The organism is Actinomadura kijaniata NBRC 14229 (assembly GCF_001552175.1).
In the GTDB taxonomy this organism is placed as follows: domain Bacteria; phylum Actinomycetota; class Actinomycetes; order Streptosporangiales; family Streptosporangiaceae; genus Spirillospora; species Spirillospora kijaniata.
Genome location: NZ_BCQR01000032.1, coordinates 15,653 through 35,367 on the forward strand (window position 1 = coordinate 15,653; position 19,715 = coordinate 35,367).

General features: G+C 72.0%; 15 protein-coding genes and 1 pseudogene. 4 read left to right on the forward strand and 12 right to left on the reverse strand.

Annotated elements, in window-relative coordinates; genetic code table 11:
- Nucleotides 1-477 precede the first annotated feature (477 nt).
- The 5 genes from narI to AKI01S_RS11745 all read right to left on the reverse strand — a co-directional run bounded on the left by narI (nucleotide 478) and on the right by AKI01S_RS11745 (nucleotide 8,693).
- Entirely contained in the window at nucleotides 478-1,272 is a 795-nt protein-coding gene (narI, locus tag AKI01S_RS11725; protein ID WP_083999389.1) for a respiratory nitrate reductase subunit gamma, read from the reverse strand.
- Entirely contained in the window at nucleotides 1,269-1,949 is a 681-nt protein-coding gene (narJ, locus tag AKI01S_RS11730) for a nitrate reductase molybdenum cofactor assembly chaperone (RefSeq protein WP_067814982.1), read from the reverse strand. Before narJ ends, narI begins: the two co-directional genes overlap by 4 nt.
- Nucleotides 1,946-3,664 (reverse strand): nitrate reductase subunit beta, encoded by a 1,719-nt coding sequence (gene narH, locus AKI01S_RS11735; RefSeq protein WP_067814983.1) that lies wholly within the window; start codon nucleotides 3,662-3,664, stop codon nucleotides 1,946-1,948. The genes narJ and narH overlap by 4 nt, the downstream gene beginning before the upstream one ends.
- Nucleotides 3,664-7,374 carry a nitrate reductase subunit alpha gene (locus AKI01S_RS11740; RefSeq protein WP_083999391.1) on the reverse strand — a complete coding sequence of 1,237 codons (3,711 nt, stop codon included), beginning with the start codon at nucleotides 7,372-7,374 and terminating at the stop codon, nucleotides 3,664-3,666. Before AKI01S_RS11740 ends, narH begins: the two co-directional genes overlap by 1 nt.
- Nucleotides 7,375-7,439: 65 nt before the next feature.
- Nucleotides 7,440-8,693: an MFS transporter gene (locus tag AKI01S_RS11745; protein WP_439951666.1), complete on the reverse strand. Its 1,254-nt coding sequence runs from the start codon at nucleotides 8,691-8,693 to the stop codon at nucleotides 7,440-7,442.
- Between the two features lie 637 nt (nucleotides 8,694-9,330).
- On the opposite strand from AKI01S_RS11745, the gene AKI01S_RS11750 reads away from it, so the two are divergent.
- Both AKI01S_RS11750 and AKI01S_RS11755 read left to right on the forward strand, forming a co-directional pair.
- Complete coding sequence (locus AKI01S_RS11750; protein ID WP_067814989.1) at nucleotides 9,331-10,335, forward strand: sigma-70 family RNA polymerase sigma factor; 1,005 nt, start codon at nucleotides 9,331-9,333, stop codon at nucleotides 10,333-10,335.
- A gap of 54 nt (nucleotides 10,336-10,389) precedes the next feature.
- Nucleotides 10,390-10,968: a dihydrofolate reductase family protein gene (locus tag AKI01S_RS11755; protein ID WP_067814992.1), complete on the forward strand. Its 579-nt coding sequence runs from the start codon at nucleotides 10,390-10,392 to the stop codon at nucleotides 10,966-10,968.
- A gap of 466 nt (nucleotides 10,969-11,434) precedes the next feature.
- Here AKI01S_RS11755 and AKI01S_RS11760 read toward each other — a convergent pair whose 3' ends face one another.
- Nucleotides 11,435-12,046 carry an ATP-dependent Clp protease proteolytic subunit gene (locus AKI01S_RS11760; RefSeq protein WP_067815132.1) on the reverse strand — a complete coding sequence of 204 codons (612 nt, stop codon included), beginning with the start codon at nucleotides 12,044-12,046 and terminating at the stop codon, nucleotides 11,435-11,437.
- Here AKI01S_RS11760 and AKI01S_RS11765 point away from each other — a divergent pair.
- Nucleotides 12,045-13,067, forward strand: a complete 1,023-nt coding sequence (locus AKI01S_RS11765; protein WP_245681580.1) for a LysR family transcriptional regulator — start codon at nucleotides 12,045-12,047, stop codon at nucleotides 13,065-13,067. The genes AKI01S_RS11760 and AKI01S_RS11765 overlap by 2 nt on opposite strands.
- Before the next feature lie 76 nt (nucleotides 13,068-13,143).
- Here AKI01S_RS11765 and AKI01S_RS53370 read toward each other — a convergent pair.
- The 5 genes and pseudogenes from AKI01S_RS53370 to AKI01S_RS11785 all read right to left on the reverse strand — a co-directional run.
- Nucleotides 13,144-13,352, reverse strand: a pseudogene (locus tag AKI01S_RS53370) (TetR-like C-terminal domain-containing protein); the annotation flags it as partial.
- 6 nt (nucleotides 13,353-13,358) lie between these two features.
- Complete coding sequence (locus AKI01S_RS11770; protein ID WP_174567371.1) at nucleotides 13,359-14,312, reverse strand: sigma-70 family RNA polymerase sigma factor; 954 nt, start codon at nucleotides 14,310-14,312, stop codon at nucleotides 13,359-13,361.
- An 18-nt stretch (nucleotides 14,313-14,330) separates the two neighbouring features.
- Nucleotides 14,331-15,530, reverse strand: coding sequence for an NAD(P)/FAD-dependent oxidoreductase (locus AKI01S_RS11775; protein ID WP_067814995.1), 1,200 nt, complete (start codon nucleotides 15,528-15,530; stop codon nucleotides 14,331-14,333).
- 210 nt (nucleotides 15,531-15,740) lie between these two features.
- Nucleotides 15,741-16,280: a DUF1062 domain-containing protein gene (locus tag AKI01S_RS11780; RefSeq protein WP_245681581.1), complete on the reverse strand. Its 540-nt coding sequence runs from the start codon at nucleotides 16,278-16,280 to the stop codon at nucleotides 15,741-15,743.
- Between the two features lie 273 nt (nucleotides 16,281-16,553).
- Nucleotides 16,554-17,291, reverse strand: coding sequence for a VOC family protein (locus tag AKI01S_RS11785; protein WP_067815000.1), 738 nt, complete (start codon nucleotides 17,289-17,291; stop codon nucleotides 16,554-16,556).
- A gap of 143 nt (nucleotides 17,292-17,434) precedes the next feature.
- Between AKI01S_RS11785 and AKI01S_RS11790 the strand changes: the two genes are divergently transcribed.
- A complete protein-coding gene (locus AKI01S_RS11790) occupies nucleotides 17,435-18,397 on the forward strand; it encodes an SDR family NAD(P)-dependent oxidoreductase (protein WP_218009643.1) in 963 nt (320 codons plus the stop codon).
- A gap of 113 nt (nucleotides 18,398-18,510) precedes the next feature.
- Here AKI01S_RS11790 and AKI01S_RS11795 read toward each other — a convergent pair whose 3' ends face one another.
- The gene (locus AKI01S_RS11795; protein WP_067815010.1) at nucleotides 18,511-19,656 is read right to left on the reverse strand and encodes a serine hydrolase domain-containing protein; all 1,146 of its coding nucleotides are present in this window, start codon (nucleotides 19,654-19,656) and stop codon (nucleotides 18,511-18,513) included.
- Between the last annotated feature and the right edge of the window lie 59 nt (nucleotides 19,657-19,715).

Consider the following 19,715-nt stretch of genomic DNA (forward strand, 5'->3'; position numbering starts at 1 on the left):
AAGGCCGACCGTGCTAAGGATTGCACCGAGCCTGAAGTGCTGATTGGGGTCTGCGCTTCTTTCTGCTGTTGGTTTTTGTGTTTGGTCTTCTGTGTGTATTTTTACAACCCACATCCTTTACGTAGTAAGGTAGAGAAGTTCGGCAGCGTGCCCGCCCCCTTGGGTGGCGACTCTGTGTCTAGCCCCGGTCCCCGGCTGAGAGGCGCTCGGGAGCTCATGCGGCTCCACGAAGGTGTGGAGCCGCAGACGCGAATCCGCCCTGCCCTCCCCCACCATGAGACGGGCCCGCCCCTTCGCTTCTCTCGGCCGCCGGGCCGCTGTTGGAGGAGGTCTCTGAAAACATCCGGCGCTGACGCCGCAGGAGGTCTCCCCCACCGGCCAGGAGCCGACCGCCGCTCGCCGTTGGGTACGCCTTTGGCCGGGCACCGGCGACGGATGCGAAGCTGACGGGTCCGTCCCGCCGGTGAGGTCGCGTTCTCAGGAGGTACGTTCCCAGCCCCGGCGGGGGGCACGGGCGCCGAGTCTCGCGTCGCGGCTGCGGTAGACAATGTAGGGGCGGGTCAGGTAGCCGATGGGCGCGGTGAGCATGTGCACCAGGCGGGTGAACGGCCAAATGGCGAACAGCAGCAACGCGCTGAGGGCGTGCAGCTGGAACAGGATCGGCACGCCCACCATCAGGTGCGGGTCGGGTCGCAGGTAGAACACCGACCGGAACCAGGGGGAGACGGTCTCGCGGTAGTTGTAGCCGCCACCGGCGATGTTGGCCGCGACGGTGGCGGCCAGGCCCAGCACGATCACCAGGGTGAGCACCGCGTACATGAGTTTGTCGTTGCGGGTGGTGGCCGAGAAGACCGGACCGACGGTGCGGCGCCGGTAGATCAGGATCGCCAGGCCGGTGAGGGTGCAGATCCCTGCGACGGTGCCCAGGACCACGGCGACGAGGTGGTAGGCGTGCTCGCTGATCCCCGCCGCGGCCGTCCAGCGTTCGGGAATGACGAGCCCGCCGATGTGGCCGAGCAGCACGACCAGGATCCCGAAGTGGAAAAGGGGGCTGCCGACGCGCAGCAGGCGGTTCTCGTAGAGCTGGGAGGAGCGGGTGGTCCAGCCGAACTTGTCGTAGCGGTACCGCCAGTAGTGGCCGAGGACGAAGACCGCGATGGTGACGTACGGCAGCGCGCCCCACAGCAGCACCTCCCAGACGTCCGCCTGGCCGTTGTCGCGCGCGGGCTCGGCGGCCCGTCGGGCGGCGTGAACGACGACTGCGCTGATCATGAGCGGGCTCCCACGGAAGGGTCGGGCAGGAAGACCGGGCCGGTGGGGGCGGCGTCACCGAAGGGGGCGAGGCCCACCTCCTCCTCGGGCGGGCCCTCGGCGGCCAGCCGGGCGACGGCCTGGTGGGCTTCGCCGTCCAGCGGGGGCAGGGTGGCCGAGACGGCGTCCAGGACGGTCGCCCAGGGCGAGCCCGCCTCGGTGAGGGCCAGGCGTAGCAGTTCGAGTCCGGCGCGGTGTTCGAGCAGCAGCCGCCGTCCCTGGTGCAGGTCTCCTGTGGCGGCGAACTCCAGCACGACGGCCAGGTGGTCGGGCAGCTCGCCGTCGTCGAGGACGAGTCCGGCCGCGCGGTAGGCGTGCTTGAACCGGAGCAGCGCCATGCCGCGTTTGCGGGTGTCGCCGTAGGCGTAGTAGGTGAGGTAGAGGCAGCAGCGTTTGCGGTGGTCGAAGGTGGCGACGTAGTCGGCGGCCAGTTGCGGCGGCGGCGCGGCGTCGAGATGGTCGAGGAAGCGTTCCAGCGGCTCGCGCACGGTCGATGGCAGTCCGGTGACGGCCCGGCGGATCAGGGAGCGCCGGGCCAGCAGGTCGTCGTCGGGGTAGCCGAGAAGCAGCGAAGCCGCCTGCCACGCCGTGACCAGCTGCGCGTCGTCCAGCGCGCTCCTTCCGCTTCTGATTCTCATGGCTTGGGCTCCGTTTCCGCGGCGCCGGAGTCGGCGGGTGGGTTGGCGCCGCCGGGTCCGGCGCCGTCCGGGCGGGGCGGGAACAGGCCCTCGGGAGCGCCCTTGCCGTCCCAGTTGAGCAGGTTGACGCGGGTGCGCTTGTCGGACGGGCCGGACGGGCGGTCGGCGGTCTGGCGCTGCTGGAGCATGTGGAAGTTCTCCACCGCGACGGGCGCGGCACCGCCCGAGGACTCCCCGAACGGGCCCCAGCCGCCCATGCCGGGGCCGCCCTCGTAGTCCAGGCTGCATTCGGTGGCCAGCTCCTCCAGCTGGTGGGCCTGTTCGGCGTGGGCGGGCGGGATGACGTAGCGCTCGTCGTACTTGGCCAGCGCCAGCAGCCGGTACATGTCGTACATCTGCTCGCCGGTCATGCCGACCTTGTCCGGGATGCCCTCGTCGGGGTCGTGGCCGAGGTTGATGTCGCGCATGTAGGAGCGCATGGCGGCCAGGCGGCGCAGCACCGCGTCGACGGGTGCGGGGTCGCCGGCGGTGAACAGCCGGGCCAGGTAGTCGACGGGGATGCGCAGCGCGTCGATCGCGGCGAACAGGTTGCCGGGGTTCTCGGCGTCGTGACCGGTGTCGCGCACCACGTCCACCACGGGCGACAGCGGCGGGATGTACCAGACCATCGGCAAGGTGCGGTACTCCGGGTGCAGCGGCAGCGCCACCCGGTAGGTGTTGATCAGGGCGTGCACCGGGGAACGCCGGGCCGCCTCGATCCAGTCGCGCGGGATCCCGGCGCGTTCGGCCTCGGCGGCGACGCGTGGGTCGTGCGGGTCGAGGAACACCTCGCGCTGCGCCTCGTACAGGCCCGTGTCGTCGGGGGTGGTGGCCGCCTCCAGGACCCTGTCGGCGTCGTAGAGCATCAGGCCGATGTAGCGCAGCCGTCCCACGCAGGTCTCCGAGCAGACCGTGGGCAGCCCGACCTCGGTGCGCGGGAAGCAGAAGGTGCACTTCTCGGCCTTGCCGGTGCGGTGGTTGAAGTAGACCTTCTTGTAGGGGCAGCCGGTCACGCACATCCGCCATCCCCGGCAGCGGTCCTGGTCGACCAGCACGATGCCGTCCTCGGTGCGCTTGTAGATGGCGCCGGACGGGCAGGACGCGGCACACGAGGGGTTCAGGCAGTGCTCGCAGATGCGCGGCAGGTAGAACATGAAGGTCTGCTCGAACTCCAGCCTGACCTTCTCGGACACCTGGCCGAGCACCACGTCGCGGTCGGCCAGGCCCGGGGAGCCGCCCAGGTCGTCGTCCCAGTTCGCCGACCAGGAGATCTTCATGTCCCTGCCGGAGATCAGCGACCTGGGGCGGGCGACGGGCGTGTGCTCCTGGAGCGGGGCGTTGGTGAGGGTGTCGTAGTCGTAGGTCCAGGGCTCGTAGTAGTCGTCGATGGACGGCAGCCTGGGGTTGGCGAAGATGGTCAGCAGCTTGCGCCAGCGGCCGCCGCCCTTGAGGGTGAGGCGGCCGCGCCGGTTGAGGGTCCAGCCGCCGCGCCAGGTCTCCTGGTCCTCGTAGCGGCGGGGGTAGCCCTGGCCGGGACGGGTCTCGACGTTGTTGAACCAGACGTACTCGACGCCGCCGCGGTTGGTCCAGGCCTGCTTGCAGGTGACCGAGCAGGTGTGGCAGCCGATGCACTTGTCCAGGTTCATCACCATCGCCAGCTGGGCCATGACGCGCATCAGTACTCGACCTCCTGGGAGCGGCGGCGGATCACGGTGACCTCGTCGCGCTGGTTGCCGGTCGGGCCCAGGTAGTTGAACGCGAACGACAGCTGCGCGTACCCGCCGATCAGGTGGCTCGGTTTGATCAGCAGCCGGGTCAGCGAGTTGTGGATGCCGCCGCGCCGCCCGCCGGTCTCGGTGCGGGGCACGTCGATCAGCCGGTCCTGGGCGTGGTGCATGTACACGGTGCCCTCGGGCATCCGGTGCGAGACGATCGCGCGGGCGACGACGACGCCGTTGCGGTTGACCGCCTCGATCCAGTCGTTGTCGGCCACGCCGATCTTCGCGGCGTCGCGGTCGCTGATCCAGATGGTGGGGCCGCCGCGCGACAGCGACAGCATGAACAGGTTGTCCTGGTATTCGGAGTGGATGGACCACTTGTTGTGCGGGGTGAGGTAGCGGACGGCGATGCCGAGCTCTCCCCTGTCGCCGACGCGTGGCTCGTCGAACAGGGCGTGCATGTTCAGGGGAGGCCGGTAGACCGGCATCTGCTCGCCGAGTTCGGCCATCCAGTCGTGGTCGAGGTAGAAGTGCTGGCGGCCGGTGAGGGTGTGCCAGGGCTTGAGGCGCTCGACGTTGATGGTGAACGGCGAGTAGCGGCGCCCGCCCGACTCCGAGCCCGACCACTCCGGCGAGGTGATGACCGGGGTGGGGCGGGCCTGGGTGTCGGCGAAGGTGATCTGTTTGCCCTCGTGTTCGGCGGCCAGGTCGGCCAGCGGAGTGCCGGTGCGCCGCTCCAGGGTGCGGAAGCCCTGGGTGGCCAGGTGGCCGTTGGTGGTGCCGGACAGGGCGAGGATCGTCTCGCAGGCGTGCACGTCGCGGACCAGTGACGGGCGGCCGTCGGCCGGTCCGCCGCGGATCGCGCCGTTCTTGTGCCGCAGGTACTCCACCTCGCGGCGCAGGTCGAAGGTGACGCCCTTGACGGTCGCGCCGAGGGTGTCGGCCAGCGGGCCGAGCGCCCCCATCTTGGCCGCCAGCGCCGGGTAGTCGCGTTCCACCACGACGAGCTTGGGCATGGTGACGCCGGGGACCGGTTCGCACTCCCCGGCCTTCCAGTCGCGGACGCGGCCGTGCGGGGTGGCCAGTTCGTCGGGGGTGTCGTGCAGCAGCGGCACCGCGACGACGTCCTTGCGGACGCCCAGATGCTTTTCGGCCAGGCGGCTGAACGCGGCGGCGATGGCCTGGAAGGCGTCCCAGTCGGTGCGGGTCTGCCACGGCGGCGCGATCGCCGGGTTGAACGAGTGCACGAACGGATGCATGTCGGTGGTGTTCAGGTCGTGCTTCTCGTACCAGGTCGCCGCGGGCAGCACGATGTCGGAGTAGACGGTCGTGCTGGTCATCCGGAAGTCCAGCGACAGCAGCAGGTCGAGCTTGCCGACCGGGGCCTCCTCGCGCCACACCACGTCCTTGGGCCTGGCCTGCGGCGGCGCCTCGGTGGCGCGCAGTTGGGAGTCGGTGCCCAGCAGGTGCTTGAGGAAGTACTCGTTGCCCTTGGCCGACGAGCCCAGCAGGTTGGCCCGCCACACCGTCAGGACGCGGGGGAAGTTCTCCGGTGCGTCGGGGTCCTCGCAGGCGAACCGCAGCCGCCCCTGCTCGAGCTGCGACACCACGTGCTCCCCCACCTCCGTCCCGGCGGCCTCGGCCTCGTCGGCCAGGTCGAGCGGGTTGCGGTCGAAGGTCGGGTAGGACGGCATCCAGCCGAGCCGGGCCGCCTGGGCGATGACGTCGGCGGTCGTCTTTCCGTCCAGCCGCCCGCCCGCGGTCGCGGCGGCGAGGGTGTCGGCGCCGAAGCGGTCGTAGCGGAACTGGTCGGTGTGCAGGTACCAGTACGCGGTCTGGATCATCTGCCGGGGCGGCCGCGACCAGTCCAGCCCGAACGCCAGCTGCGCCCATCCGGTGAACGGGCGGCACTTCTCCTGCCCGACGTAGTGCGCCCAGCCGCCGCCGTTGACGCCCTGGCAGCCGGTCAGCGTGGTCAGCGCCAGGAACGCCCGGTAGATGGTGTCGGAGTGGAACCAGTGGTTGGTCCCCGCCCCCATGATGATCATCGAGCGGCCGCGGGTCTGTTCGGCGTTGGCGGCGAACTCCCGGCCGATCCGCGCCGCCGCCCGCGCCGGGACTCCGGTGATCGGCTCCTGCCAGGCGGGGGTGCACGGCTGGGACGCGTCGTCGTATCCGGTCGGCCAGTCACCCGGCAGCCCCTCGCGCCGCACCCCGTACTGGGCCAGCAGCAGGTCGAACACCGTGGTCACCAGATGACCACCGACGCGTCGCGCCGGAACGCCGCGACGCAGCGGCGCCCCCGCGCCGTCCGGGGCGTCGAAGCGGGTCAGCTCCACCGCGGCCGGTTCGCCGTCGCCGAGCAGGGTGAGCAGCGGGTCTGCGTCGCCGAGGTCCAGGTTCCACCGGCCCGCGCCCGCCTCGCCGTAGCGGAAGCCCAGCGAGCCGTTCGGCACCAGCGGACGCCCGGTCGCGGCGTCCAGCAGGACGGTCTTGAACGCGGCGTGCTCCGCCCCGGTCTCGGAACCGGGCAGGTCGGCGGCGGTCAGGAACTTGCCCGGCACGTACGAGCCGTCCGGGCCGGGCTCCAGCCGCACCAGGAACGGCAGGTCGGTGTAGCGCTTGACGTACTCGGTGAAGTACTCCCCCCGCCGGTCGACGAAGAACTCCTTGAGGATCACGTGGCCCATCGCCATCGCCAGCGCGCCGTCGGTGCCCGGCCGGGCGGCCAGCCACTCATCGGCGAACTTGACGTTGTCGGCGTAGTCGGGCGACACCGCCACGACCTTCTGGCCCCGGTAGCGGGCCTCGGCCATCCAGTGCGCGTCGGGGGTGCGGGTGACCGGCAGGTTCGACCCCCACATGATCAGGTACCCGGCGTCCCACCAGTCCCCGGACTCGGGCACGTCGGTCTGGTCGCCGAACACCTGCGGGGAGGCCACCGGCAGGTCGGCGTACCAGTCGTAGAACGACAGCATCGTCCCGCCCAGCAGGGACACGAACCGCGTGCCGGAGGCGTGCGACACCATCGACATCGCCGGGATCGGCGAGAACCCCGCCACCCGGTCGGGCCCGAACTCGGCGACGGTGTGGACATGCGCCGCCGCGATCATCTCGACCGCCTCGTCCCAGGACGCCCGCACCAGCCCGCCCCGGCCGCGCGCCGACTTGTACCGCCGGGCGCGCCCGGGGTCGGACACGATCTCCGCCCACGCCGCCACGGGGTCCCCCGTGCGGGCGCGCGCCTCCCGGTACATCTCCAGCAGCACCCCGCGCACGTACGGGTACCGGACGCGGGTGGGCGAGTAGGTGTACCAGGAGAACGCCGCGCCGCGCGGGCAGCCCCGGGGCTCGTACTCGGGCCGGTCCGGCCCGACCGACGGGTAGTCGGTCTGCTGGGCCTCCCAGGTGATGATGCCGTCCTTGACGTACACCTTCCACGAGCACGAGCCGGTGCAGTTCACGCCGTGCGTGGACCGCACCACCTTGTCGTGCGCCCAGCAGTCCCGGTAGAACGCGTCCGCCTGCCGACCGCCGACCTTGTACAGCGCCCGCCGGTCGGCGGAGACCTCCGCCCGGGTGAAGAAACGCCGCGTGCCCACCAGGGCCTGGGTCGCCGCGTCGTCGATCCCGGTCCGTCCCGCCCTTCGGCCCCTGCCCGAACTCACCCGTGGCCGTCCTTCCGTCTCGCGCCACTCGACCCGTGCACCGTCCCGCCCCTCCCCCGCGCCCGTCAGGCCTGCCGGACGACCTGTCGGCCGGCGGGCCGCCCTCCCCGCACGGCGCGCTGCACCACCACGACGGTGAACACCACGGACGCGGCCGCCACCACGGCGAGCAGGACCAGCCCGAGGGCGTAGGAGCCGTAGGCGCCGTAGATGGAGCCCATCACCAGCGGCGGGACGAAGCCGCCCAGCCCTCCCGCCGCGCCGACCACCCCGGTGACCGCGCCGACCTTGTTGGCCGGGGCCAGCTGCGCGACCAGCGCGAACGTCGCGCCGCTTCCCGCCCCCAGCGCCGCGGCCATCGACAGGAACGCCACCGTTCCCAGCGGCATCAGCGGCGGGGCGAACGCCTGCGCCAGCGCGCCCACCATCACGACCGCCAGCGTCACGGCCAGCACCCGGGCGGAACCGAACCTGTCCGACAGCCATCCCCCGAGCGGGCGCATCACCACCGCCAGGATCACGAAACCGGCCATCCGGTTGGCCGCGTCCGCCTGCGTCAGCCCGTACTGGCTCTTCAGGTAGGTGGGCAGATACACCGAGAACGCCACATAACCGCCGAACGCGACCGCGTACAGCGCGGACGCCTGCCAGGTGACCCCCAGCCGCAGCGTCGCCGCCAGCCGCCGGGCCAGGGGCTCCGACGGCGCCGTACGGCCGGGCGCCTCGCGCAGCACCAGCACGGCCACCACCGCGTAGACCGCCAGCACGACCGCCGTCACCACGAACGGAGTCGCCGTGCCGGACGCGTCGACCATCCTCACCGTCGTCAGCGCGCTGATCGCGGTGCCGCCCATCCCGGCGCCGAACACCCCGATCGCCAGCCCCCGGCGCTCGGGCGGGAACCAGGCGTTGACGAACGGCACCCCGACCGCGAACGCCGTCCCGCCGATCCCCAGGAAGAACCCGCCGACCAGCAGCGCCGTCAGCGACGAATGCCCGGCCAGTCCCAGATAGAGGACGGGGACGATGGTGGCGGCCGACACCAGGGGGAACATGATCCGCCCGCCGAACCGGTCGGTCAGCGCGCCCACCGGGATCCGGCCGACCGAGCCCACCACCACCGGCACGGCCACCAGCAGCGCCTGCTGGAACGCGCTCAGCCGCAGGTCGTCCTTGAACCGGGGGCCGAGCGGGCTGAGCAACGCCCACGCCCAGAAGTTCACCGTGAATCCCACGGTGGCCATCGCCAGCATGGCCATCGGCCGCCCCGTCCCGGCGGGCGCCGCCCGAGACGGCGTGGACTGTCGCTCTCCTGCCACCAGCTATCACTCCCCCAGCGCGGTTCACGGACCCGCGTCACCGTTCGGGATATCCCGGCCGCCTACTGCGCAACCGCCGGCCCGGCCCAATGCCGATCTCACCCTCGTCCCCTCCGTCAAGCCCGTCCCAGGGAGCCGGGTCCTCTCTACAAGGGACCTTCAGCCGACGGCCCGACGGGGCGAAAGCAGGTACATCACCAGGCAAAGCGAACAGCCCGTGGGTTGTTTTTCCTTGACCGGACCGACCCCGACCGGGTCCAGGCGTGTGCGGCGACCCGTCCGGGGTGTTCGCGGATGTCGGCGGCCGTGGGTGAGGGGTTCGGGTCGCGTAGGTGGATGTTCGGTGGCGATGCCCGCCGGAGCTCATCTCCAAGGGACGAACGGCCTCCGGCTCGGGACCAAGGTCCCTGGCGACGGCTGGTCACCGCCGCCGGTGCTCAACACCCAGCCGTGGCGTTTCGCGCTGCGCGATGACCGGGTCCTGGAACTGCGCCTCGATCCGTCGCGCCGGCTCGCGGCCACCGACCCGCGCGGCCGTGCGGCCGGTCCGGGAGAAGGTGGTCCCGGTGCGGCGGGACCACATGCGCGGGATCGGCCAGGCGTGGCCGCTCGCTGATCTACGCTCGGTGAGGTGGACATGCCGCACGAGCCGACCGCGCAGGCCGATGCCCTCCTGGCACGCGCCGGGCAGGGCGACGCCGCGGCCTTCGACGAGCTCGTCGCGGCGCATCGCAGGGAGCTGTTCGCGCACTGCTACCGCATGCTCGGATCGCTGGAGGACGCCGAGGACGCCCTGCAGGAGACACTCCTGAACGCCTGGAAGGGCCTGCGGGGCTTCGAAGGGCGCAGTTCGCTGCGCACCTGGCTCTACCGGATCAGCACCAACGTCTGCATCCGGTCGGCCTCCGGGCGCGGGCCGCGCATCCTGTCGACCGACCACGGGCCGCCGCTGACCGATCCGTCCGACCTCGGCGAGCCGGTCGCCGGGCCGATCTGGCTGGAGCCCTGGCCGGACCACGACCCGGCCGAACGCTACCTGCGGCGCGAAGGGGTCGAGCTCGCCTTCGTCGCCGCCCTCCAGCACCTTCCCGGAACGCAGCGCGCCGTGCTGATCCTGCGCGAGGTGCTCGGCTATTCGGCCGCGGAGACGGCGGGGATCCTCGACACCACGGCGGCGTCGGTGAACTCGGCGCTGCAACGGGCGCGGAAGGCCGTCGAGGAGCGGATGCCCGCGACCACCCAGCGGGCCGAGCTCGACGCCCTGGGCGAGGACGGCCGCCGCGCGTTGGTCGAGGCGTTCGTCTCCGCCTGGGAACGGGCCGACGTGGACGCCCTGGTGTCCCTGCTGGCCGACGACGCGCGGTTCACGATGCCGCCACTTCCCGCCTGGTTCGACGGCGTGGCGGCCGTGCGCCGCTTCTTCGCCGAGCGGGTCTTCGCCACCGCGTGGCGGCTGGTGCCGATCCAGGTCAACGGGCAGCTGGGATTCGCCTGCTACCAGGAGCGGGACGGCCGCCTCCGGCTCTCCGCGATCAACGCCCTGGGCGTCCGCGACGGGTCGATCAGCGAGATCAGCGGTTTCATCGACCCCGCCGTCCTCGCCCGCTCCGGTCTGCCGGAGGAGTTTCCGCCGGAGCGATGAATCCGGCGGGCGCGCTGTCTCTACCCGGGTGAAGGCTTCCGAAGGGAGACAAGGATGCGCAGGCTCATCGTCACCAACATCATCTCGCTGGACGGGTATCACTCGGGGCCCGGCGGCGACGTCATGGCCCTCCCGTTCCACCAGGGCTTCGACGAGTACAACGCCGAGCGGCTCCGCGCCGCCGACACCCTGCTGCTCGGCCGGACCTCGTTCGAGGGGTTCAAGGCCTACTGGCCGCCCGTCGCCGACACCCCTGGGGCACCGCCCGTCGAACGGGAGATCTCACGCCTCAACGACGCCATCGACAAGGTGGTCGTCTCCGACAGCCTCACCCCCGGCCAGACGGCGCCCTGGACCAACACCGAGATCGTCAAGCGGTCCGCGGCCCGTGACCGCGTCGCCGAGCTCAAGCGCGGGCCGGGCCGCGACATCCTGGTGTTCGGCAGCCGGACCCTGTGGAACGACCTGCTCCGCGCGGGCCTGGTCGACGAACTCCACCTGATGATCGGCCCCGCCCTGCTCGGCGATGGCGTTCGCGTCCTCGACGGCGGCCCCTCCGTCGCGCTCCACCTCCTGGAGACCCGCCCGCTGGGATCCGGCCAGCTCATCCTCGCCCGCTACGCCCCTCGGTAGGCCACGGCGCGGGCCCACCCGATGGTCCGGCTCGGACGCCTTGGGCTCCGGCCGTTCGCCGGGCGGGACGACTGACCGCATCGGTGATCCGCGTGTGGCCGCGACGCCCGAGGCCGTCGCGGCCACACGCGGGTCCTCATCCGCATCACCGGTGATCGCGCTCAACCGCGTGGTGGCCCACGGCCGCGCGAACGGACCGGCGGCCGGATCTGCCCTGCTGACCGAGACCCGGGTCTGCGGCGCGATCGACGGCCACCCCTTGGCCTCGCCGCTCTGGCGGACCTCGTCGCACGTCACGGTGACCATGGTCGCGCCGCCGCCCCGGTCCGTTCCGAACCCGAACGCGACGGCGGCCCCACCTCGGGAGAGAAGCCTGTGTTCCACGAGCCACTGGATGTGGCCTTGGCTGCGTGAGTCTGCGAACCGCGTCCGGATCCTGGAAAGGCCCGGTGCTCGCGGACGGCGGTCAGCGGGGCAGGATCTCTTCGGCCGAGCGCACCACGTGGTCGACGAATCCGTACTCGCGGGCCTCCTCGGCGGTGTAGTACCGGTCCCGGTCGGCGTCGGCCTCGATGCGCTCGACGGGCTGGCCGGTGTGGAAGGAGATCCGCTCGAACATCAGTCTCTTGGTGGAGCGCATGTGCTCGGCCTGGATGCGGATGTCGGAGGCGGTGCCGCCGATGCCACCGGACGGCTGGTGCATCAGGATGCTGGAGTGCGGCAGCGCGTACCGCTTGCCGGGCGTGCCCGCGCACAGGAGGAACTGACCCATCGAGGCGCTGAACCCCATCGACAGGGTGGCGATGTCGTTGGGCACGAACTGCATCACGTCGTAGATCGCCATGCCCGCCGTGACCGAGCCGCCCGGCGAGTTGATGTACAGGTGGATGTCGCGGTTCCGGTCCTCGGCCGACAGCAGCAGGATCTCGGCGCAGATCCGGTTGGCGATCTCGTCGTCGACCTGCTGGCCGAGAACGATGATCCGCTGGCGCAGCAGCCGCTGGAAGACCGGCTCGAACGGCGCGGGGACGGGGGCTTCGGCGACGCGGGCGTGCGAGGGGTGCGATGAGAACGTCATGACCACAGCAAACCCGCAGGTCACAGGGGTGTCCAACAACTTCCTCGGCCGCTTTGACAACCCCCGGTTGATAGTCGACCCTGTGCGCGTGGAACCGGACCTGTCAGGGATGCGCGCCTTCGTCGTGGCCGCCGAGGAGCTGCACTTCGGCCGGGCCGCCGCACGGCTGTTCCTGACGCAGCAGGCGTTCTCGAAACGGATCCGGCGGCTGGAGGACGCGCTGGGCGTCGCCCTGTTCGAGCGCACCACCCGCCGGGTCGAGCTGACCGACGCCGGGCACCGGTTCCTCGGTCCCGCCAAGGACGCGCTCGCCGCCTACGACACGGCGGTCGCCGCCGTCCGCGAGCCGCTCGGGCCGCTGCGCGTGGACGTCAACGCCGAACGCTTCTCGCCCCTGCGGATCCTGCGCGCGGCGGTGCGGGCCGAGCCCGGCCTGAGCGTCGAGCCGAGCATGCGGCAGGGCTTCCCGATGGCGCTGGCGAGCGTGGAGAGCCGGGAGCTGGACGCGGCGTTCGGGCGCGTCCACGACATCGGCCGCCGCTGGCCCGCCGAACTCGCGCACCGGCCGGTGCACGCCGAGGAACTGCACGCCTTCGTGCTGGGGGGCCACCGGTTCGCCGGACGCGACGCACTGCGCCTGGCCGACCTGCGCGACGGGGGCATCGCGATGCCCGACCCGGCCGGGGCGCACGAGTGGCGCGGGTACCTGACCCGCCTGTGCGCCGAGTTCGGCGTCCCGCTGCGCTGGACCGACCCGGCGATCGGCGTGCGCCACTACGAGGACCAGATGCGCGCCGAGACCCATGCCGTCGCGATCGGGGAGGCCGGAATGGATCTGCCGCACGACCTGCGGATCCGCCGGATCCCGCTGGTCGATCCCACGCCGCTGCTGCTGTGGTCGGTCGCCTGGCGACGCCATGACCGCGACCCGCGCCTGGCGCGGCTGTTGCGCGTGCTCCCGCATCCGGCCGTCCCGCCCGGCGGCTGGCTCCCCGACATCGACCGGGCACTGCTCGGCTGACGGCGGGCCGGGTACCCCGGTAGACCCGTTTGGTGGCCAGCGTGTCAATTTCGATGGTGGTGGCCCGGGTGCGGAAGACCAGCCGCACGCCGGACGGCTGCGCCTCGGCGGTGGCCTCCACGTCGGTGTGGCCGCACAGGATCGCCCGCGCCATCTGCGCGTGCCGGACGCCGTCTCGGGGGCGAGCCGGAGCCGGGTGGCGGCGTACCGGCCGGGGTGCTCCCGGGCGTAGTCGCGGTAGGCATCCGCGAACGCGGCCAGGGCGTCCCTGCCGGCGCGCTCGGCGCCGGGTCACCACTCGGGGAGGATCGGCGTGTCCGGTTCGTGCTGTCGCCAGGCTTCGGCGAGGCGGGCCAGGCGGGTGGGGGCGGCCATGCCGCGCACGGCCGCGACCCTGCCGTTGGTGATGTCGAACGCCACGGCGCCGACGACCCGGTCGCCGAGCACGACGAGGATGGCCGGGGCGCCGTTGACAAGCGCGTAGTGGATGGCGGGCGTGCCGCCGATGAGTCGCCGTTTCGCGGGCGTGGGTTTGAAACCGGCCCGCGCGACGGCGGCGATGCGCTGCGGGGTGTCGAACTGCAGCAGCCTCCCGGTCAGGCCGGCGCCGTCGGAGATCGCGATCGCGTCGTCGGTGAGCAGCGCCACCAGCCGTTCGGTGCGGCCCGAGGAGGCGGCGGCGAGGAACTCCTCGACGATCCTGCGGGCGGACGCGGGGTCGACCTCGCCGCCGCGGCGGCGCGCGGCGGTGATGCGGCGCCGGGCCCGGTGCAGGTGCTGCTGGCTCGCGGACTCGGTGATGTCGAGGATCTCGGCGATCTCGGTGTGGCTGTAGGAGAACGCCTCGCGCAGCACGTAGACGGCCCGTTCGAGGGACGACAGGCGTTCCATCAGCGTCAGGACGGCCAGGGAGACCGATTCGCGCTGCTCGAACGTGTCGGCCGGGCCGAGCATCGGGTCGCCGTCCAGGAGCGGTTCGGGCAGCCAGGCGCCGAAGGCGCGCTCGCGGCGGGCCTGTGCCGAGCGGAGCCGGTCGAGGCACAGGTTGGTGACGACCTTGGTCAGCCATGCCTCCGGCACCCTGATCCGCTGCCGGTCGGCGGCCTGCCAGTGCAGGAACGCCTCCTGCACGGCGTCCTCGGCGTCGGCGGCGGAGCCCAGCAGCCGGTACGCCAGCGAGGCCAGCCGGTTCCGGCTGGCCTCGAACCGACCGGTGTCGAAGCGATCGGTGGCGGTGCTGTCCACGCGGATCACCCTAGACGGCTACGCGAACGCCTTCTCGACGGACACATCCGGCACCGTGGCCAGGCGGTGCCTGCGCCTGGGGAGGCCGAAGGTCGGGTGCGAGGTGGCCCACAGCGAGCCCCAGAGGATGCCCGCCTTGACCCGCGCGGCCTTCCGGCCGACCACGTACCTCGGCTTCGCCTGCGCCTCACCGTCGACCAGCTGCAGGATCCCGTCCCGCCGCCCGAGGCTGATGTGGTTGCCCGGGTAGGACAGCTTGATCTTCGTGATCGTGCGGCCGGTCAGGTGCCCCACGATCGCGTTCGTGGCCTGCCGGCCGGTGTAGTCGGCCGAGGCGCAGGACATCGGCAGCGGCAGGCCGTTGTCACCGATGGCGTGGGCGCTGTCGCCGACGGCGTAGACGTCGGGGTGCGAGACCGACCGCATGGTGCGGTCGACGATGATCTGGCCGCTCCCGGTGACCTCCAGCCCGCCGGCGGCGGCGATGGGGCTCACCTCGAACCCGGCCGTCCACACGGTCGCGTCGGACGCCAGGACGGTGCCGTCGTCGCACAGCACCCGCGTCGCTTCGACGGCTTCGACGCGGGTGTGCTCCACGACGGTGATGCCCAGCCGGGCGCAGGCCTGACGCAGGTGGCTACGGGCTCCGGCGGAGAGCCGGGCGCCCAGCTCGCCGCGGGCGATGAGCGTCACCGAGAGGCCGGGCCGGGACTCGGCGAACTCGGTGGCGGTCTCGATGCCGGTCAGCCCGTCGCCGACGACCAGCACCCTCCCGCCCCCGCCTCGCTTCTCCAGGCCGTCCAGGTGCTCGCGCAGGCGCCGCGCCGAGACCCGGCCGGCGACGTTGAAGGCGTGCTCGGCCACGCCGGGGACGCCATGGTCGTCCGCGTGGCTGCCGAGCGCGTAGACGAGCGTGTCGTAGCCGAGCTCGCCGCCGCCGTCGGCGTCGGCCACGGCGACGGCCCGGCGTTCGGGGTCGACGGCGGTGACACGGGCCAGGCGCAGCCGTACCCCCGTGCCCGCGAAGACGTCGGCGAGCTTCGGGGTCTCGATCTCCTGGCCGGCCGCGAACTGGTGCAGCCGCAGCCGCTGGACGAAGTCCGGCTCGGCGTTGACCACGGTGATCTCGGTGTCCGCCGGGGACAACCGGCGGGCCAGGTTCCCGGCCGCGAAGGCCCCGGCGTAGCCGGCGCCGAGGACGAGGATGCGGTGCTTCATGGGGTGCTCCTGTCGGTTCGCTTGCTTCCGGTGAACTGAGCGGAGCAGCGCCCCGATTGCTGACAGGAACGGGATGTGGCGTGAGTCACAGCGGGCGGGACCATCGCGGCCCGCTTCGCACACCGTGGTTGCCCGGGGGCGGCTCCATGCCGCCGGAGCCGTCCCCGGACGAGGTGTGTTCCGCGCGGATGCCCGCGGGAACGCGCCCCGTTAGTCCTCGGGCATCACGACGAAGGTGAACCCGGCGCCCGTGGTACGGCGCAGCGGAACGTCGCACTTGATCCGGCGCCGCACCTCGTTCCTGCTGAGGCCGAGCCCCCGCGCGACGAGCCGTTCCGGACGCACCGGCACCGGATCCTCGAAGGTGACCTCCACCCGGACCGGCCACGCCTCGTCGAGCCGGGCCGCCGGGGTGTCCAGCAGCCAGGCCCCCGTCCAGTCCAGGGTGAAGCGGTTGCGCCGGGCGAGCAGCGGATCCAGCAGCCTGGACGCCACCAGTGCCGGATCGTTGGCGTGGTAGCCGTCGAGTTCGGCCGGATCCAGGGAACCGACCGGCGCTCGCTCGTGCACGGCGAGCTTGCTCGTCCGGTTGCAGGAGGTGCAGCGGACCAGCAGCCACACGTGCAGCAGCTTGCCGTTGGCGTTGACGCGGAACCTGCCCTCGCCGGTGGTGGCCGACCCCGACCCGCAGTCCGCGCACCGCAGCGACAGCAGGGGCAGCCTGGTCCGGCGGACGGTCCAGGGCAGCACGGTATGAGGTTGTGAAGACATGAGCTCTCTAGACCTGACACGAGGCCGATTGCGCGCGGCCTCAAACGCTGTATGACCGGGCGCGCGAGGGCAGCCCGGCGGAGCCGACGGGTGGGTCGGCTACAGGTGAGCGGAAGAAGGTGTCAGGTCTGGAGAGCAGGCGGGGTCACGCGGTTCTGTCCTCTGTCCTCACGGCGATGGGCCACAGGCAACCTACGAGGACGCGGAAGGAGTCCTCAACCGGTTTTCCGGCCGGAACGAAGCGCCCCTGTGTCAGCCCCGTCCGAGGACGCAGAACTCGTTGCCCTCGGGGTCGGCGAGGCACTTCCACGGGACGTCGCCCTGGCCGACGTCGGCGTCGGTGGCGCCGAGGGCGCGCAGCCGGGCCACCTCCGCCGCCTGGTCGTCACCGGGGTACGGCAGCACGTCGAGATGGACGCGGTGCCACACGGTGTTCTCGCCGGACGCGCGGCGGAACTCCAGGTACGGCCCGACGCCCTTGGCGGAGCGCAGCCGCGCGTGATCGTCGGTCACCTCGTGCACGGTCCAGTCGATCGCCTCGCCCCAGAACCGGACCATGGCCCGCGGGTCGGCGCAGTCGACCACCACCGCGGCGATCGGCCCGGTGTCCTGGTAGATCGGCCGGGGCTCCAGCACGCGGAACACGTTGCCCTCCGGGTCGACCAGAACCGTCCACGGAACGTCGCCCTGTCCCACGTCGACGGGCGTCGCACCGAGATCCTTCAGGCGCGCGACCAGCTCCGCCTGGTGGGCCTCCGAGGTGGTGGCGAGTTCGAGGTGCGTGCGGTACCTCACCGTTTCGGGGTCCGGGACGGTGACGACGTCCACGCAGACGGCGGTGGGGTCCGGCCAGTCGAAGCCCACGGGTTCGACGTTGGTCACACCGGGTCCCTCGCTGGAGACGCCCCAGCCGAGCGCGTCCGCCCAGAACCGGCCGAGGGCGACGTCATCCCGAGCCTTGAAGTTCACCTGAACGAGTTGCAACGCCATGCCGACCGATCGTAGGCCCAGGTGGACGGGTGCTGCGAACCGGCCAGTGGGCCATGTGCCGCTCCCCGCCCTTCCTCCTTGTGGCCGTGGGAGCGGCCGGAGGGAGGAAGATCACGTGTGCGTGCCGCCGCGACGCTGGCCGCATGGACATGCAGCAGGAGATCGATGACGCGGGCGGCGCTCCGCGACCGCCGAACCGGCGGGCGATGCTGGCGGCTTTCGGAGGAGCGGCCGCGGGGGCCGTGGGACTGGCCGGCACGGCACCGGCGTTCGCTGCCCCGGCGCCCCGGCCCGACCCGCCGGGGCGCCGCTTCCAGGGAAAGACCGTGCTGATCACGGGTGGCACCTCCGGCATCGGCGAGGCCACGGCCCGCGCGTTCGCCGCGGAGGGCGCGCGGGTGTTCTTCTGCGGGCGGCGCGCCGGGCTGGGGCAGGCGGTCCAGGAGCGGATCAGGAAGGAAGGCGGGCAGGCCACCTACATCCAGGCCGATGTCCGCGACCCCCGCCGGCTCCGGCGTTTCGTGGACGAGACCGCCCGCGCCGGAGGCGGCCGCATCGACATCGCCTTCAACAACGCCGGGATCGGCCTGCCCGCCCGGCCGATCCACGAACTGGACCATCGGGACTGGGAGAACGTCCACCTCACCAACGACCGCGGCGTCTACCTGTCGATCAAGTACGAGGTGCCGCACATGCTCAGGGCGGGGGGCGTCATCATCTGCACCGCGTCCTGGTCGACCCGGCCGGGCGGCGCCGCCTACACCGCCGGCAAACGGGCGATCATGGGGATCGTGGAGGTCGCCGCCCTCGACTACGGCGACCGGGGGATCCGGGTGAACGCGATCGTGCCCGGCACCACCGACACCCCGTTCGTCCGCCCCGGCGGCCTGTCCGACGCGATGTGGGAGGAGTTCAAGCGGGCCTGGGGCCCGCTCAACGTCAACGCGCTCAAACGCATGGCCGAGCCCTGGGAGATCGCCCGTGCCGTGCTCGCGCTGTCCACCGACGAGTTCGGCTACATGACCGGCTCGGCCGTGGAGGTCGCCGGCGGTCCGCCGCGCGGCGGACCGATGGTCATGCCGCCCGGCTTCCCGGGCCCCCGCTGAGAACCGCCTTCCGCATGGGGACGCCCGAGAGGCCCCGCTCCCCCGGGCGTCCCCGGCCTTCGACCCGCGGGGCGGCGGGTGGGCGTGGTGCCCTGCCGCCCCGGCCCCCGCGCCTACGCGTCGATCGTGATGCCGAACTCCAGCTCAACGATCTTGAAGAGGAGGTCCCAGCCCGTCGCCTCCTTGTTGGTGTGGAAGGCGACGGTGCGCTCGCCGTCGGGGGTGCCCAGCGCGCAGAACATGTGTCCCCAGTAGCTGCCGCCCACGCCGCGCACGATGCGCCCGCCCGTCACCGCCCTGTCGAGCTCGAACATGCCGAGGCCGTAGCGGGTGTGCGGCAGCCAGTTGGCGCCCTCGGTGGAGACCGTGGTCCACATCTTGCGGTGCTGCGCGGGTGGCAGCAGGCCGCCGCCGACCATGGCGTCGATGAACCGGATCATGTCGCCGGTGGTCGAGATGAGGTTGCCGGTCTCCCAGGAGGTGTTGAACTCGGTGACGTCGAGGGGTTCGAGTCCGGGTTCCTCCATCATCGACTCCCAGTTGTCCGAGGTGACGTCCGCCGGGTCGACGCTGTCCTTGTAGAACTGGGTCGAGTACGCGCGCGGGTGCGGACCGCGGTACCCCGTCTCCGTGTCGGGGCGCGCGTAGGTCGAGGTCAGGCCGAGCGGCCGGATGACGGCGCGTTCGACCTCGTCGGCGTAGCTGTTGCCGGTGACCTTCTCGATGATCGCGCGGGCGAAGTAGTAGCCGCCGTTGGCGTAGACGAAGCGCTCGCCGGGCTCGCCGACCGGCGGCTGGGACACCGCCAGCCTCAGCAGGTCATCGAGGGTCCAGACGTCGAAGCGGTGCTCGGCGAACCGGGACCGGCTGGCGTAGCCCGACACCAGCTCCGGCGCGAGGCCCGTGGCGAACAGGCCGCCGGTGTTGCCGAGCAGATGCCTGATGGTGATCTTGTCGCCGTCGTAGCCGTTGGTGGCCAGGGCACCGGGCAGCCACTTGTGCACCGGGTCCTCGATGTCCAGCCGGCCCTCGGCCTCCAGGGTGAGGATCGTGGCGGCGGTGAAGGCCTTGCCGCCGCTGCCGATGGGCAGGAGCTCCCCCGGCCCGCGCCGGGCCCCGGTCGCGAGGTCGGCCACCCCGGCGGTGCCGAACCAGGTGCCGTCCGCGTCCTTGACCTCGGCGACGACGCCGGGGATGTCGAACTCGGCCACCGCCCACTCCAGCGCCCGCTGCGTCTCCTCGTGTCCCTTGCCCGTCATGTCGTGCCTTTCGGTGAGCCGTCGTTGACGTTCTCGACGATGCCGACCGGCGATGACAG